This is a genomic window from Candidatus Methylomirabilis sp. (assembly GCA_036000645.1).
Classification (GTDB): domain Bacteria; phylum Methylomirabilota; class Methylomirabilia; order Methylomirabilales; family JACPAU01; genus JACPAU01.
This window is the reverse complement of sequence record DASYVA010000137.1, coordinates 1-13,050: the sequence shown is the minus strand read 5'-3', so window position 1 is coordinate 13,050 and position 13,050 is coordinate 1. Positions and strand designations below refer to the sequence as shown.

The 13,050-nt window shown below is 71.8% G+C and carries 15 protein-coding genes; 10 read left to right on the top strand and 5 right to left on the bottom strand.

The features are described 5' to 3' along the window. Window positions 1-54: 54 nt before the first annotated feature. The 4 genes from VGT06_07755 to VGT06_07740 form a co-directional block, all read right to left on the bottom strand. The gene (locus VGT06_07755) at window positions 55-543 is read right to left on the bottom strand and encodes a hypothetical protein (GenBank protein ID HEV8663015.1); all 489 of its coding nucleotides are present in this window, start codon (window positions 541-543) and stop codon (window positions 55-57) included. Beyond that, window positions 543-1,106 carry an HNH endonuclease gene (locus VGT06_07750; protein HEV8663014.1) on the bottom strand — a complete coding sequence of 188 codons (564 nt, stop codon included), beginning with the start codon at window positions 1,104-1,106 and terminating at the stop codon, window positions 543-545. The genes VGT06_07755 and VGT06_07750 overlap by 1 nt, the downstream gene beginning before the upstream one ends. A gap of 112 nt (window positions 1,107-1,218) precedes the next feature. Beyond that, window positions 1,219-2,172: a Ppx/GppA phosphatase family protein gene (locus VGT06_07745; GenBank protein ID HEV8663013.1), complete on the bottom strand. Its 954-nt coding sequence runs from the start codon at window positions 2,170-2,172 to the stop codon at window positions 1,219-1,221. Then, window positions 2,172-3,821, bottom strand: a complete 1,650-nt coding sequence (locus VGT06_07740; protein HEV8663012.1) for an NFACT RNA binding domain-containing protein — start codon at window positions 3,819-3,821, stop codon at window positions 2,172-2,174. The genes VGT06_07745 and VGT06_07740 overlap by 1 nt, the downstream gene beginning before the upstream one ends. A gap of 156 nt (window positions 3,822-3,977) precedes the next feature. Here VGT06_07740 and VGT06_07735 point away from each other — a divergent pair, with 156 nt between their 5' ends. The 8 genes from VGT06_07735 to VGT06_07700 are packed head-to-tail and all read left to right on the top strand — an operon-like array spanning window position 3,978 to window position 10,168. After that, window positions 3,978-4,856 (top strand): YicC/YloC family endoribonuclease, encoded by an 879-nt coding sequence (locus tag VGT06_07735; GenBank protein HEV8663011.1) that lies wholly within the window; start codon window positions 3,978-3,980, stop codon window positions 4,854-4,856. 59 nt (window positions 4,857-4,915) lie between these two features. Next, window positions 4,916-5,170, top strand: a complete 255-nt coding sequence (locus VGT06_07730) for a DUF370 domain-containing protein (GenBank protein HEV8663010.1) — start codon at window positions 4,916-4,918, stop codon at window positions 5,168-5,170. 22 nt (window positions 5,171-5,192) lie between these two features. Continuing rightward, a complete protein-coding gene (gene gmk, locus VGT06_07725; GenBank protein ID HEV8663009.1) occupies window positions 5,193-5,801 on the top strand; it encodes a guanylate kinase in 609 nt (202 codons plus the stop codon). A gap of 22 nt (window positions 5,802-5,823) precedes the next feature. Next, on the top strand, window positions 5,824-6,273 hold the full coding sequence (gene rpoZ / locus VGT06_07720) for a DNA-directed RNA polymerase subunit omega (GenBank protein HEV8663008.1): 450 nt from the start codon (window positions 5,824-5,826) through the stop codon (window positions 6,271-6,273). Beyond that, window positions 6,273-7,487 (top strand): molybdopterin molybdotransferase MoeA, encoded by a 1,215-nt coding sequence (locus tag VGT06_07715; protein ID HEV8663007.1) that lies wholly within the window; start codon window positions 6,273-6,275, stop codon window positions 7,485-7,487. Before rpoZ ends, VGT06_07715 begins: the two co-directional genes overlap by 1 nt. Then, the gene (locus tag VGT06_07710) at window positions 7,484-8,092 is read left to right on the top strand and encodes a molybdenum cofactor guanylyltransferase (GenBank protein HEV8663006.1); all 609 of its coding nucleotides are present in this window, start codon (window positions 7,484-7,486) and stop codon (window positions 8,090-8,092) included. The genes VGT06_07715 and VGT06_07710 overlap by 4 nt, the downstream gene beginning before the upstream one ends. Then, complete coding sequence (locus VGT06_07705; protein ID HEV8663005.1) at window positions 8,077-9,348, top strand: amidohydrolase family protein; 1,272 nt, start codon at window positions 8,077-8,079, stop codon at window positions 9,346-9,348. Before VGT06_07710 ends, VGT06_07705 begins: the two co-directional genes overlap by 16 nt. Further along, on the top strand, window positions 9,338-10,168 hold the full coding sequence (locus VGT06_07700; protein HEV8663004.1) for a menaquinone biosynthesis protein: 831 nt from the start codon (window positions 9,338-9,340) through the stop codon (window positions 10,166-10,168). The genes VGT06_07705 and VGT06_07700 overlap by 11 nt, the downstream gene beginning before the upstream one ends. Before the next feature lie 65 nt (window positions 10,169-10,233). Here the strand turns inward: VGT06_07700 and VGT06_07695 are convergent, their stop codons facing one another. Next, complete coding sequence (locus VGT06_07695; protein ID HEV8663003.1) at window positions 10,234-11,211, bottom strand: right-handed parallel beta-helix repeat-containing protein; 978 nt, start codon at window positions 11,209-11,211, stop codon at window positions 10,234-10,236. A 281-nt stretch (window positions 11,212-11,492) separates the two neighbouring features. Between VGT06_07695 and VGT06_07690 the strand changes: the two genes are divergently transcribed. Next, window positions 11,493-12,638 carry a pyridoxal phosphate-dependent aminotransferase gene (locus VGT06_07690; protein ID HEV8663002.1) on the top strand — a complete coding sequence of 382 codons (1,146 nt, stop codon included), beginning with the start codon at window positions 11,493-11,495 and terminating at the stop codon, window positions 12,636-12,638. A 14-nt stretch (window positions 12,639-12,652) separates the two neighbouring features. After that, a partial coding sequence (locus VGT06_07685) for an HAD hydrolase-like protein (protein HEV8663001.1) occupies window positions 12,653-13,050 on the top strand: 398 nt, incomplete at its 3' end.

Genomic DNA, 13,050 nt, shown 5'->3' with positions numbered 1-13,050 from the left:
GCATCGGAGCATTGTATCACGGCACTCGCGCGGGCTGGATGGCGGGCGGGAGGGCTAGTACGACTTCGGCGCGGCGGGTTCCGAGGCGGGGGCGGCCGGGGGCTCCGGAGCCGCGGGCGGGGCGGCTTCTGCGGCTCTTCCCCCGCCCGCCTCGGTCGGGGCCGTGAGACCGGGGATGCCGGTGGCCCGGACCCGCGCCAGAAAGTGGTCGTAGGGCTCCAGCGGGGCCCAGCCGGCCGGGAGGAGGATCTTGAAGATTTGGCCCCTGTGGATGACGGACGGGTTGCGGCCGATGAGGCTCCGGTTCACCCCGTACACCCGGGGCCACTGCCTCGCGTCCCCGTAGTAGTAGGCGGCGATCAGGTGGAGGTTGTCCTCGGTCTTGACTTGGTGGAGGGCCTCCACCGGAAGGTTCGCCAGCGTCTGCTCGAAGCTCCCGGGCACAGGCTCCCCCGTCGCGGTCTCCTGCGCCCACGCGACCCCCGTCCCCAGGAGCATGAGGAGAACGAGCATCCCCGCCCTGCGCCCAAGCGACCGCGGCATCACGACCTCCTCCCTGCCTCCGGGCCGTTCGCCCGGCCGGCGGCCACCACCCCCGCCGGGAGGTACTTGCGCCACGCCTCCAGGCGCTCGCGCGAGGTCGCCAGAATCCCCAGGTAGAAGACGGAGATGGGCTTCGCGGGGGGCCGGAGGAGGATCATCCCCGCCTCGGGCGGGGTGCGATTCCCCTTCCTGAGATTGCAGGCCCGGCACGCGCTCACCACGTTCTCCCAGACGGTCCGGCCGCCGAGGGAGCGGGGCAGGACATGGTCAATGGTCATCCGCTCCCCGCTGTTGCGGCTGCAGTACTGGCAGGTGTAGCCGTCCCGCTTCAGGATGTTCTTCTTGTTGAAGGAGAGGGTCTGCAGTGGGGGCTTCCGCACGTAGCGGTGCAGGCGGATGACCGAGGGGACGGGGAAGGCGACCGAGGGGGAACGGACGACCCGGCTGGTGTCCTCCACGCGCTCGGCACGGCCCGTGTACAGGAGGACGATCGCTCGGCGGGCACTGCAGACCTGGAGGGCCTCGAAGGTCTGATTGAGGATTAGGACTTTACTTGAGTCCATTCGCGCGACATCCTTCGCCGACCCCCGCGCCCTGGCGTCGGCGCGGAGGGCATCCTACCGGGAGGTGGCCGGGCTTGTCAAGGTGCAAGCGACGGGCCAGAAACGACGCCCCTCAGCCGGATCGCCCCCCGGGGCGAGGGGCGAGGTGGCGGGACACGGTGTCGAGCAGGATCCCTTCCCGGAGGCCCCCGTCGGTCACGGTGAGCCCCTCGAATCCAAGGACCGCGAGCGTCTCCGCGAGGAGGCAGGTCCCGGCCACGATGACGTCAGCCCGGCCGGGCTCGAGTCCGGGAAGGCGCTGGCGCTCCCCGAGGGGAATCCCGGCGAGCCACGCGAGGAGTTCTCGGACGCGACCGCTGGTGAGTCGGTGCCCCGTCACCCGCTCGGGATCGTACGGGTCGAGGCCCAGCTCGAGCGCGGCCAGCGTGGTGACGGTTCCCGCCGTCCCGATGGCCTCGGCGGATCCGAGGTCGCCCTGGAACGGGACCCCCGCCGCCAGCGCCTCCCGGACGTGGACGCGCAACGCGGCCAGCGCGGCTGCCGGCGGCGGGTCATCCGGGAGGAAGCGCTCGGTCAGCTTGACGACGCCGAGCGGGAGGCTGACGCTTGCCCGCGGCAGGCCGCCCGCGGCCAGCGTGAGCTCGGTGCTCCCGCCACCGATGTCGATGATGAGGCAGCGGGAGGCGGGGCGCGGCAGGACGTAGAGCGCCCCGAGCGTGGTGAGGCGCGCCTCCTCGTCGGGGCCCACGATCTCCACGGGACAGCCGGCCGTGGTGGCGGCCTCGAGAAAGGTCTCCCGGTTCGCCGCTTCCCGGGCGGCGCTCGTCGCAACGGCCCGCACGGCGAGGGCCCCCAGGCGGCGGGCTGCCGCGGCATACCCTGCGAGGGCGGCCACGGTCCGCTCGATGGCGGCCGCGGTGAGCCGCCCCGTGGCCTCCAGGCCCTCCCCCAGGCGGGTAATGGTCTGGGCCTGGTGCAGGACGGCGTAGGCGCCGGGTGCTTGCGCCTCGGCCACCAGCAAGCGCACCGTGTTGGTCCCGACGTCGATGGCGGCGAAGCGCGGCATCAGGTGCGGGCCGCCCGCGCCCGCTCGGCCAGGGCCTTCACGACGGCCGGGTCCGGCCGGACGACGATCGTCTTCTCCCGCGTGATGAGGGCCTCCCCCACCTTCCCCGCCTTCGGCTTCCGGACGTGCCGGACCTCGGTGTAGTCTACGGGGACCTTGGTCTGGCCCCGGGCCTTGCTGTAGTACGCGGCGAGGACCGCCGCCTCCCGCAACGTTCGCGCCGGGACCTGGGGGTCCGCCTTCTCCGTCCGGACGAGGACGTGCGAGCCGGAGGCCCCCTGGGCGTGGAGCCAGAGGTCGTGGCCCCGAGCCAGCCGGAAGGTGAGCGCGGCGTTGCCCTGACTGCTCTTGCCCACCAGGATCTCCCGCCCCTCGCTGGAGAGGAAGCGTCTCGGGGCCGGGCCCTCCCCGGGGGGCCGGCGGGCCGTCACCGTCCGCTCCGAACCGGCGCGCGGGGCGAAGGTCCGCCGGAGGGCTTCGGCTTCTCCGGGGGGCAGGGATCCGCTTCCGAGCCTCGCCTCCGCCTCCGCGAGGCGCTTGAGGGTCTCCTCGGTTTCCTGCAGCCGGGCTCGCAGGAGGGGGAAGCCGCGGCGGGCCTTGGCGGCCCGCTTGAAATACGCGGCGGCGTTCGCCCGGACCGGGAGGCTCGGATCCAGCGGGATCGGGAGGGAAGCCTCGGGGCCGGCGGCATAATCCGGGAGGGTGACCGAGGCCGCGCCCCGCCGGACCGCCTGCTGGTTCGCGACCAGCAGATCCCCCATCCGCTGCCACCGGTCCGCCTCGGCCGCCCTGGCCAGGTCCCCCCGCAGCGCCTGCGCCCGCCGCTCGAGGCGGGCGGTCGCCCGGATCAGGAGGCGCTCCAGGGAGCCGCGTTCTTCCTCCGGCCGGCCGGCCCGGTGCGCGTCGCGCCAGATCAGCAGCGCCCGGCTCATGCTCTCGACGGGGCGCTGGGCGGCTGCGGGGTGGGCCGTGAGCGGGATGGCGCTCACCCCCCGTACCGCCTCCCCCTCGAGGAGGAGGCGGGGAGCGAACGGGCCGTTTCCCATCGCGCGCAGCTCCTCGAGCGCCGGAAAGAGGGCCAAGGGATCCGGGGAGGCCGCGCGCGCGGCGATCTCCCGGGCCAGGACGGTCCCGAGGGGGGGCAGCGCGGCCCGGAGGGCCCGGAAGGGAGGCTCTCCTGCCGCCAGGAAGGAGGCGAGCAGTCCCGCGAGATCCGCGGGCGTCTCGGGGGGCCTCGGGGCCGCCGGACCGCCGGGCCGGAAGTCTTGGGGGATCGTGAGGAGGAGCCGGTCCGGGCTGCGGAGCAGCGCCCCCGGGCGGCGGGGCAGGAGGTGCACGTCGAGCGTGACCGCCCCCGCGTCGAAGATCAGGCGGACGTCCCGCGCCCACGCGTGCACACCGACGTCGGTGAGGGCCCGGCCGCGGAGCGCCTTCGCCGCAGCCCGGGCGAGCGGCTCCCGGCTGCCTTCCTCGGCCCGCTCCGTCAGGGCCAAGATCGGCCTGCCCCGCGTCAGATCGAGGAGCAGGGAAGGCGCGCCGCGGAAGCGCAGGGAGAGCGCGGGTCCGCCTCCCGCCGCGCCCGCGACATGACGGCCGAGCAGCGCCTCGCGGATCTCGCGGGCGGCGGCGAGGAGGCAGAGGAAGTCCATGGGATCTCCAGGGCGCGGATGATAGCGGCTTTGCGAGGGGAAGTAAAGGCGCGGCAGCGCTCGGGAATTTGACAGGGAAGGGGTCTTTCAGTAGATTAGGAAAGTTTCGCGCCCCCCACGGGTGCAGGCCGCCTCCGGAAGGCGGAAAGGGCTGCGATGCTCAAGAGCATGACGGGCTTCGGCAGGGGCGAACACACCACCCCACGCGCCCACTACCGGGTTGAGGTCCAGGCGGTCAACCACCGCTTCGTCGAGGTCCGCGCCCGGCTCCCCCGCCGCCTCTGGCACCTGGAGCACCAGATCCAGCGGGAGGTGCAGCAGCGGTTCGGGCGGGGCCGCTTCGAGGTCCACCTCTCGGAACGCCTCCTGACCGAACCGTCCAGGACGATCCGGGTGGACCGGGCCGCGGCGCGGGACTTCGTGGCCGCCGTCCGCGCCCTCCAGGAGGAGTTGGGGCTCCCCGGGAGCCTCTCGGTGGAGGCCCTGGCCGGCCTCCGGGACCTGGTAAGCTTCGAGGAGCCGGAGGAGGAGGCCGGCGCCGCCTGGGAGGAAATCCAGCCCGCCCTGGAACAGGCCTTCGCGGATCTGGAGGTGATGCGGGAGAAGGAGGGGGCCGCTCTGGCCGCGGAGCTCCGGCACCGCCTCGATCTCCTGGAGCGGGGGCTCGCGGCGGTCCTGGCCCGGGTCCCCGGGACGGTGGCCGCGTACCGGGCGCGGCTCCAGGAGCGGGTGGCGGCCCTGGCGGGCGGGGTCCCGCTGGATCCCGGCAGGCTGGAGCAAGAGGTAATCCTCTTCGCCGACCGGGCCGATATCAGCGAGGAGGGGGCGCGCCTGACGAGCCACCTCGCCCAGTTCCGGGACCTCCTGGACGCCCCTGGCCCGCAGGGGCGCAAGCTGGAGTTCCTCCTCCAGGAGATGCACCGGGAGGTGAATACGCTGGGGACCAAGGCGGCCGACGCGGCCATCGCGGCGGAGGTCGTGACGATGAAGGCCGAGCTGGAGAAGTTGCGGGAGCAGATCCAGAACGTGGAGTGAGCGGGCCGCGGCCTGGCGTGGCTCCCGCCCCCGGGGGTCTCTTCCGTGAGGAGGGGAGGGTGGCGACGGAGCTCCTGAACGTTGGCTTTGGCAATGTGGTGGTGGCCAGGCGCATCATCGCCATCGTCGACCCCAGCTCTGCCCCCAGCAAGCGGCTCAAGGACGAGGCCAAGGAGATGCGGAAGCTGGTGGACGCCACCAACGGGCGCCGGACCCGCGCCATCATCGTGACCGACAGCGACCACGTGGTCCTCTCGGCCATCCAGGCGGAGACGCTGGCGCAGCGCCTGACGGGGGAGCCGGCGGAGGCGTAGCGGGGGCCGGGGAAGGACGTGCGTGAAGTCGGAGCGGCTCCTGATCGTGGTGTCGGCCCCGTCGGGCGCGGGGAAGACGACCCTCTGCGAGGAGGCCGTCCGGCGGCTGCCCCGCCTCGTGCATTCCGTGTCCTATACGACCCGGCCCCCCCGGCCGGACGAGTCCGACGGGCGGGACTACCACTTCGTGGAGGAGGGGACCTTCAAGCGCATGGTGGCGGAGGGCGCGTTCGCGGAATGGGCGACCGTCCACGGGCACCTCTACGGGACCTCCCGGAAGGACCTGGAGGCCCACTTCGCGCACGGCAACGACGTGATCCTGGACATCGACACCCAGGGGGCGGCCATCCTGCGCGCGGCCTATCCGGAGGGGGTCTTCATCTTCATCCTGCCCCCCTCCTTCGCCCAGCTGGAGGCGCGGCTCCGGGCGCGGGGGACCGACCGGCCCGAGGAGATCGCCCGGCGCCTTGCGCGAGCGCGGACGGAGATGGCCGCGTACCCCGAGTACGAGTACGTAGTGGTCAACGACGACGTGGAGCGGGCGGTGGAGGTGCTCTGCGCCATCATCACCGCCGAGCGGTCAAAGAGCCGCCGCTTCACCCCGGCGCCCGACATGGCGCCCGGCCGGTGAGGGCGGCAGGAGGACGGAGCCCATGCCTTTAGTCCCTATCGAGGAGATCCTCGACAAGGCGGACAGCAAGTACCGCCTGGTCATCATCGCCGCCAAGCGGAGCAAGCAGCTCGCCCGGGGGGCCCCGCCCCTGATCCAGACCCGCAGCGTCAAGCCCACCTACATCGCCCTCGAGGAGTTGGCGTCGGGGGTGGTGGACTACAGCGTGGTTCCGCTGGAGGAGGCGGTGGCGGCCGGGATGCTCGTGGAGGAAGGGGGAAAGCCCACCTGGTTCCGGGATCTGGCGCCGGAGGCGGTGGCGGTCGAGGAGGAAGAGGAGGAGGGCGCCCCCGAAGCCGAGGCGCCGGAGGAAGTTGTCGCAGAGGTGGAGGAGGCGGCCCCTGCGCCGCCGGCGGAAGCCCCCATTGTGCCGGATGCGGAGGTGGTGGACCTGGAGTCGCTCGAGAAGGCCGAGGAAGAGGAGGAGGAGTAATCGGGTCCGAGGCCCACTGCCCGCTTGCCGAGGCGCGCCGGCGGCTGCTCGGCCTTCTGCCCGCGCGGGCAGTCGAGCAGATCCCGCTGGCCGCCGCGACGGGGCGGGTCCTGGCGGAGCCGGCGCTCTCGGCCCTGGCTGTTCCCCCCCAGGACTGCGCCGCCATGGACGGGTATGCGGTCCGAGCGGCGGACACCGCGGGCGCCGGACCCCATCGTCCCAGCCGGCTGTCGCTCCTGGCCGGGGACCTCACGGCGGGCCGCGCGCAGGTGCCTCCCGTCGCCCCGGGCCAGACGGTGCGGATCATGACCGGGGCGCCGCTGCCGGCGGGAGCGGATGCCGTCGTCCCCTGGGAGAGGGCGCGGGAGGAGGCGGGGGGCCTCCTCTTCGGGGAGCCGGTTGTACCCGGGAGCCACGTCCGGCGCCGGGGCCAGGAACTCCGCCCCGGCGCCGTTTGCTTTCCGGCGGGGCGGTTCCTGACGGCCTTCGAGGTGGGCCTCCTGGCCTCGGCCGGATGCGCCACCGTGTCCGCATGGGCGCGCCCCCGGGTGGCCGTCCTGGCGACGGGCAGCGAGCTCCGCGACCTGGCGGAGCCGGCAGCGCCGGGGCGGGAGGTGGTGGCCAGCAACGGCTATATGCTGGCGGCCCAGGTGGCGGAGTGGGGAGGGCTGCCGGACCGCCGGCCCCCGGTCGGCGACGACCCCGAGGCCCTGGTCCGCGCCGTCCGGTCTGCGGAGGCTCCGGTGGTCGTGACCACGGCAGGGACAGGGAGGGGGGTGCACGACTTCCTGACGGCCGTCTGGGCGGCCCTCCGGGCGGAGGTGGTGGTGCCCGGGGTCGCCATCCGGCCCGGCTCGACGACGCGGGTCGCCCGCCTGGGAGAGCGGATCCTCCTGGGGCTTCCGGGAGGCCCCGGGGCGGCGTGGGCCGCCTTCCACGCCCTGGTGGGGCCGGCCCTCTGGGCGTGGGGAGGGGTTGCCGCCGAGCCGCTGGCGGTCAGGGCGGCACTGGCCGAGGTCGTCAGCACGGAGGCCGGCGTGACGCACCTCATCCGAGGCCGGCTCATGCCCGCAGGAGAGGGCTGGCGATTCGCGCCGGCCCGGACCGGGGCCACGGGTGTGGCCATCCTCGAGGGGACGGATCGGGAGATCGCAGCGGGGGCGGTGGTCCGGGTGGAGCTGCTCCCGCCGCGCCCGGCGCCGGGGACGGAATGACGGGGGCGGTCCTGGCCGGCGGGAAGTCCTCCCGCATGGGGAGGAACAAGGCCCTCCTCACGTTCGGCGGGAAGCGCCTCATCGAGCGGATCGTCACCGCCCTGCGGGACCTGTTCCCGGAGGTGCTGGTCATCGGCGGGACACCGGGCCCCTACGACGATCTGGGGGTTCGGGTGGTCCCGGACCTCATCCCGGAGAAAGGGTCGCTGGGGGGCATCTACACGGCCGTGGCCGCGGCTCGCCATCCCCACGCCTTCGTGATGGCCTGCGACATGCCCTTCTTCAATTCTCCCCTCGTCCGGCACATGCGGGCGCTGGCGGCGGAGGCGGATATCGTCATCCCCCGATCGCCCGAGGGACTCCAGCCTCTGCACGCGATCTACGGGAAGGCCTGCCTCCCGCACATGGAGGAGGCGATCCGGTCGGACGACCTCAAGATCACCCGATTCTTTCGCCAGGTCCGGGTGCGGGAAGTCGGCCCGGAGGCGTTGGCGGCCCTCGACGTGGAGGGGCTGGCCTTCCTGAACGCCAACACGCCGGAGGAGTTCGCCGAGGCCCTCGCCCGGTGGACCGCGCAGCAGGAGGGCCGATGCGCCGCCTCCTGAGCGCATCCTGGCTCCTTCCCGTAACGGGACCCCCCATCCCGGACGGCGCCCTCCTGGTGGCGGGGGGCCGCATCGAGGCCGTGGGGCCCCGGGCCGTCCTGAGGGAGGCCCGGGCCGACGCCCCCGAAGAGGCCTTCCCCGGGGCGGCGCTCCTCCCCGGCCTGGTGAATGTGCACACGCACCTCGAGCTCTCCGGCCTCCGGGGCACGCTCCCCGGGGGGCGAGGCTTCCTCCCCTGGCTCCTGGCGCTCATCGAGAAGAAGCGCACCCTGGATGCCCCCTGGTACCGCGCCTCGGTGGCAGCGGGAATCGAGGCGCTGCTCCGGGCCGGGACCACCTGCGTGGGGGAGGTGAGCTCCGCCGGCGTGAGCCCCCCCTTGCTGCGCGAGAGCGGGCTCCGGGGGGTCATTTACTGGGAGGTCCTGGGCCCGGACGGCACCCAGGCGGAGGCCCTCGCGGCCAGGGCGGCGGCGGACCTGGCCGCCCTCGCTGCCCTGGTCCGGGGCACGCCCCTCGCGGCCGGCCTTTCCCCCCACTCCCTCTACAGCACGACCCCTGCCCTCCGGGCCGCGCTGCGGCGCTTGCGGGACGTCGGTCCCTGGCCGGTCAGCATCCACGCCGCGGAGAGTCGCGAGGAGGTGCAGTTCGTGCAGGAGGGGGTCGGCCCCTTCTGGGAAAGCCTGCTGAAGCCCCTCGGCGTCGCAGCGCCGCAGGGGTGCGGGATGGGGCCCCTCGCCCTTCTGGAGGCGGAGGGGTGGCTCACCCCCGGGACGGTCGTCGTCCACGCGGTGCAGGCGGAGGCCGCCGACGCCGCGCGCCTGGCCCGGACGGGAGCCGCCGTGGCCTGCTGCCCCCGGAGCAACGCCGCCCTGGGCGTGGGCGCCCCGCCCCTCGCGGCCCTGCGGCTGGCGGGGGTCCGGGTCGGGCTGGCGACCGATTCGCTCGCGAGCGCCCCGAGCCTCAGCCTCTGGGACGAGCTCCGCGCGGCCCGCCCCCTCCTGCCGGAGCTGCGCCCGCGGGATTGGCTCCGGATGCTCACGCTCGGGGGGGCGGAGGTGCTGGGTCTCGCGGATCGGGTCGGCTCCCTCGCGCCGGGGAAGGAGGCCGACTGCATCGCGGTGCGGGTGCCGGAGGGAGAGGACCCGGAACGGTGGCTTCTGGAGGGGGTCTCGGAGGATGCGGTCTGCTTCGGCATGGTGGGGGGAAGAGTCCTCCTGGATGCCCGGGCCGCGGCAGGAGACCAGCATGGCCGCTGAGCCGCTCCACCTCGGGAAGGTGGCCTACCTGAACTGCGAGCCGGTCTACGCCGGCCTGGAGGAGGGGGCCACGCCGGCCCGGTGCACCATCGTGGAGGGGACGCCGGCCGCGCTGAACGAAGCCCTGATGGGCGGGAGGCTGGACATCTCGGTCATCTCCTCTCTCGCCTACGCGCGGGCCACGGAAGCGCTCCGCCTCCTTCCGAACCTGGCCATCGCCTGCGACGGTCCGGTGGTCAGCGTTCGCTGCTTCAGCCGGGTCCCGTGGCGGGATCTCACGGGCCGGCGCGTCCTGCTGACCCCCGCGTCGATGACCTCCGCCTGCCTCCTGCGGGTTCTCCTGCACCGGCGGTTCGGCGTCGAGCCGGAGTACGTTGCCGCGGCCGACGGGGAGGAGCTGCCCGTGGATGTGGCTGCCGGCCTGCTCATCGGCGACCCGGCGCTGCGGGAGGCCACCAGGGGGCGGTTCCCCTTCGACCTCGACCTGGGGGAGGAGTGGAAGGCGTGGACCGGCCTCCCGTTCGTCTTCGCCGTATGGGCGGTCCGGACGGAGGTCTGGGATGATCGGGCGGAGGAGGTCCGGGCCCTGCACCGGGCCCTGACGGCGTCCAGGACCTACGGGCTGGCCCGGGCGGAAGCGATTAGCCGCGCGGTCCACGCCCGCGTCGGGATGACGGAGGAAGCCTGCCTGGCCTACTTCCGGAAGCACCTCTCCTTCGATCTGAGCCCCCGCCACCTGGAGGGGCTGCGGGCCTTCTTCGCGCTGCCCGAAGTGCGGGCGGAGGTGGGCAGGACCGTCCCGCTCCGGTTCATTGACTAAGGTGCAGCTATGCACTCCCGGCCGACGCGCCATCCACAGGCCGGAGCGTCCCCGTGGAGCATCACTCACCTTGAGAGGTTATTTATGCAGTTCCCTTCAAACTTCCTTTCGCCACCGCTCCCGTCGAGGGACCCTACAGGACCGCTGGCGTAGCCCCCGATCGAGCATTGGATTCCAAAACCGATGTTGAGCCCAGTGGTGGAGTTTGGCTCGTTGAAGATCGCACCGATGCTGAGATTGACGCCGGAGTTCTCATTGACACTTATCCCATCGCCGCCGTTACTGCTAATGTCGTTAGTAGCGATCTGGGCATGAGAGGCCTGGTGGACGAAAACGCCATGGCCTCCGTTGCCACTGATACCGCCGCCGATACTCGGGCTAATAGCTTTGTTGCCCGCGATGCGGGCGTTCGAAGACCGGGATACCCTGATCCCGTTGCCGCCGTTGCCCTGGATCGTGTTGGGCATTGGCGTCAAGTCATCGAAGCTCGAGTGGCCGATTCGGGCTGAGCTGCTCTCAGTGACGTTTATCCCGTCAGCGCCGTTGTTCTGTATCGTGTTGCGGATTATTCGCGCAAACGAGAACCGGAGGAAAACCCCGTCCCTGGCCTGATTCTCAATGATATTATTCTCCAGTCGCACCGCAGCCCCATCGACGATACTTACTCCGTCGCTCGTCCCGTTGCCGGTGATGATGAAATTCCTAATCCTGACGTTCCTTGCGCCGTTTACACCAACAGCGCCATTTAAGGGCGCGCCCGAGGGAGTTTGACTGAAAATTGTGGCCCTTGCCGTTGCGCCAGGCGCCAGGCCATCCAGGGTGATATTGGCTAAATGCCCCCCCACGTTGATATTTTGCTCAAAACAAGTTCCCGTCACGAAGATGAGCGCCCCCGATGGGAAGGCAAAGTTGATGGCGTCCTGAATTCTGCCGCCAGCATCGCAATCCACGACCACTTGCGCCTCTCCAATCGAAGGCAGAAGCCACGGGAACGGCACAAGCGTTATTGCGATCGCCAGGAAGAACACCTTGGAGTTTTTCATTGGACTCCCTCCCTCCACTTTGGCACGACGGAGTCTAAGACACCCGCAAGAGGAGGTGGCGGCAGGTGAAACTGTGCTTGGGGAGAGGTTCGAACAGGAAGGTTGGCCAAGAACGCTAGCGATGATTTACTCTCCTGTCAAGAGGAGAGGAGTGGACATAAGATGGTGGAGTTGTGCGGATCCGAATTGGGGCTCCACGCGAGGAGCTATCGCTAACTTGAGTCTCCTGCGGTATCTCCTTGAAAGTCAGGATTGACAGCCAGATTGATCCGAGGGAGCAGATGATCAGCAAGCGGGCGGAGGAGATCCAGCCCTTCCTGGCCATGGAGGTGCTGGAGCGGGCCACCGTCCTGGAGCGGCAGGGGGCCCGCATCATCCATCTGGAGGTGGGGGAGCCCGACTTCCCCACGCCGGCCTGCATCCAGGAGGCGGCGACCCGGGCTCTCAGCGAGGGGCGGACCAAGTACACTCACAGCCTGGGCCTGCCGGCCCTGCGCGAGGCCATCGCGGCGCACTACCGCGAGCGCTACGGGGTCACGGTTTCCCCCGAGCAGATTTTGGTAACCGCCGGGACCTCGCCGGCGATGTGGCTCCTCTTCTCCGCCGTGCTTCAGCCGGGAGACGAGGTCATCCTCACGAACCCCCATTACGCCTGCTACCCGAACATCGTCCGCTTCGCCGGGGGGGAGCCGGTCCTGGTCCCGACCCCCGAGGCGGATGGCTTTCAGTTCCGGCCCGAGGCGGTGGCGGAGCACGTAACGCCCCGGACGCGCGCCATCCTGCTGAACTCCCCCGCCAATCCCACCGGGACGCTCCTCCCCCCGGAACGGATGCGCGCCCTCGCCGGGCTCGGTCCCCTCGTCGTGTCGGACGAGATCTACCACGGCCTGACGTATGAGGGCCGGGAGCACTCGATCCTGGAGTTCACGGACCGGGCCGTGGTCCTGAACGGGTTCTCCAAGGCGTACGCCATGACCGGCTGGCGACTGGGCTACGCGATCCTCCCCCCCGCCCTCGTCCGGCCCCTCCAGAAGATGCACCAGAACTTCTTCATCTCCGCGAGCGATTTCGTCCAGTGGGCGGCGGTGGCGGCCCTGCGGGAGGCCGGGCCGGACGTGGAGAAGATGCGGAAGACCTACGACGAGCGGCGCCGGTTCCTCCTCCACGGCCACCGGGCCCTCGGCTTCGCCGTCCGCCACGAGCCCACGGGCGCCTTCTACATCCTCGCCGATGCTCGCCGCTTCGGGGCCGACTCCCTGCGCCTGGCCTTCGACATCCTGGAGCGGGCCCACGTGGGGCTGGCCCCCGGGATTGACTTCGGGTCCGGGGCGGAGGGCTACCTCCGCTTCTCCTACGCGAACTCGCTGGCGAACCTGGAAGAGGCGCTCACGCGGCTGCGGCGGTACCTGGAGTCCGGGACTCGGTGAGAGGTCCGGGACCGATGCGGCGGCGCGTGGACCTGCTCATCTTCGACCTGGACGGGACGCTCGTGGACTCCCGCCTGGACCTGACCGCGTCGGTGAACCACGCCCTCGGCCGCCTGGGGCTGCCGCCCCTCTCCGTCGAGACCGTGGCGGGCTTCGTCGGGGACGGGGTCGGGCCGCTGCTCGCGCGGGCCCTGACGGCAGAGCGGGGCCCGGTGACCGAGGCGGAGGTGGAGGCGGGGCTCCTGACCTTCCGGGAGCACTATGCGAGCCACCTCCTCGATGCGACCCGCCCCTACCCGGGCGTCCCCGAGGCGCTCCAGGCCCTCAGCCACAAGGCCATGGCGGTGGCCACCAACAAGCCTCAGGGCTACGCCCTGACCATCCTGGAGGGGCTCGGCCTCCACCACCACTT

Excerpts from the sequence above, each read along its gene's own strand:
- VGT06_07705 (HEV8663005.1), top strand. The coding sequence starts at position 8,077 with ATGCGCCGCCTCCTGAGCGCATCCTGGCTCCTTCCCGTAACGGGACCC.
- VGT06_07710 (HEV8663006.1), top strand. The coding sequence starts at position 7,484 with ATGACGGGGGCGGTCCTGGCCGGCGGGAAGTCCTCCCGCATGGGGAGG.
- VGT06_07750 (HEV8663014.1), bottom strand. The coding sequence starts at position 1,106 with ATGGACTCAAGTAAAGTCCTAATCCTCAATCAGACCTTCGAGGCCCTC.
- VGT06_07690 (HEV8663002.1), top strand. The coding sequence starts at position 11,493 with ATGATCAGCAAGCGGGCGGAGGAGATCCAGCCCTTCCTGGCCATGGAG.
- VGT06_07755 (HEV8663015.1), bottom strand. The coding sequence starts at position 543 with ATGCCGCGGTCGCTTGGGCGCAGGGCGGGGATGCTCGTTCTCCTCATG.
- VGT06_07695 (HEV8663003.1), bottom strand. The coding sequence starts at position 11,211 with ATGAAAAACTCCAAGGTGTTCTTCCTGGCGATCGCAATAACGCTTGTG.
- VGT06_07745 (HEV8663013.1), bottom strand. The coding sequence starts at position 2,172 with ATGCCGCGCTTCGCCGCCATCGACGTCGGGACCAACACGGTGCGCTTG.
- VGT06_07740 (HEV8663012.1), bottom strand. The coding sequence starts at position 3,821 with ATGGACTTCCTCTGCCTCCTCGCCGCCGCCCGCGAGATCCGCGAGGCG.
- rpoZ (HEV8663008.1), top strand. The coding sequence starts at position 5,824 with ATGCCTTTAGTCCCTATCGAGGAGATCCTCGACAAGGCGGACAGCAAG.
- VGT06_07735 (HEV8663011.1), top strand. The coding sequence starts at position 3,978 with ATGCTCAAGAGCATGACGGGCTTCGGCAGGGGCGAACACACCACCCCA.
- VGT06_07700 (HEV8663004.1), top strand. The coding sequence starts at position 9,338 with ATGGCCGCTGAGCCGCTCCACCTCGGGAAGGTGGCCTACCTGAACTGC.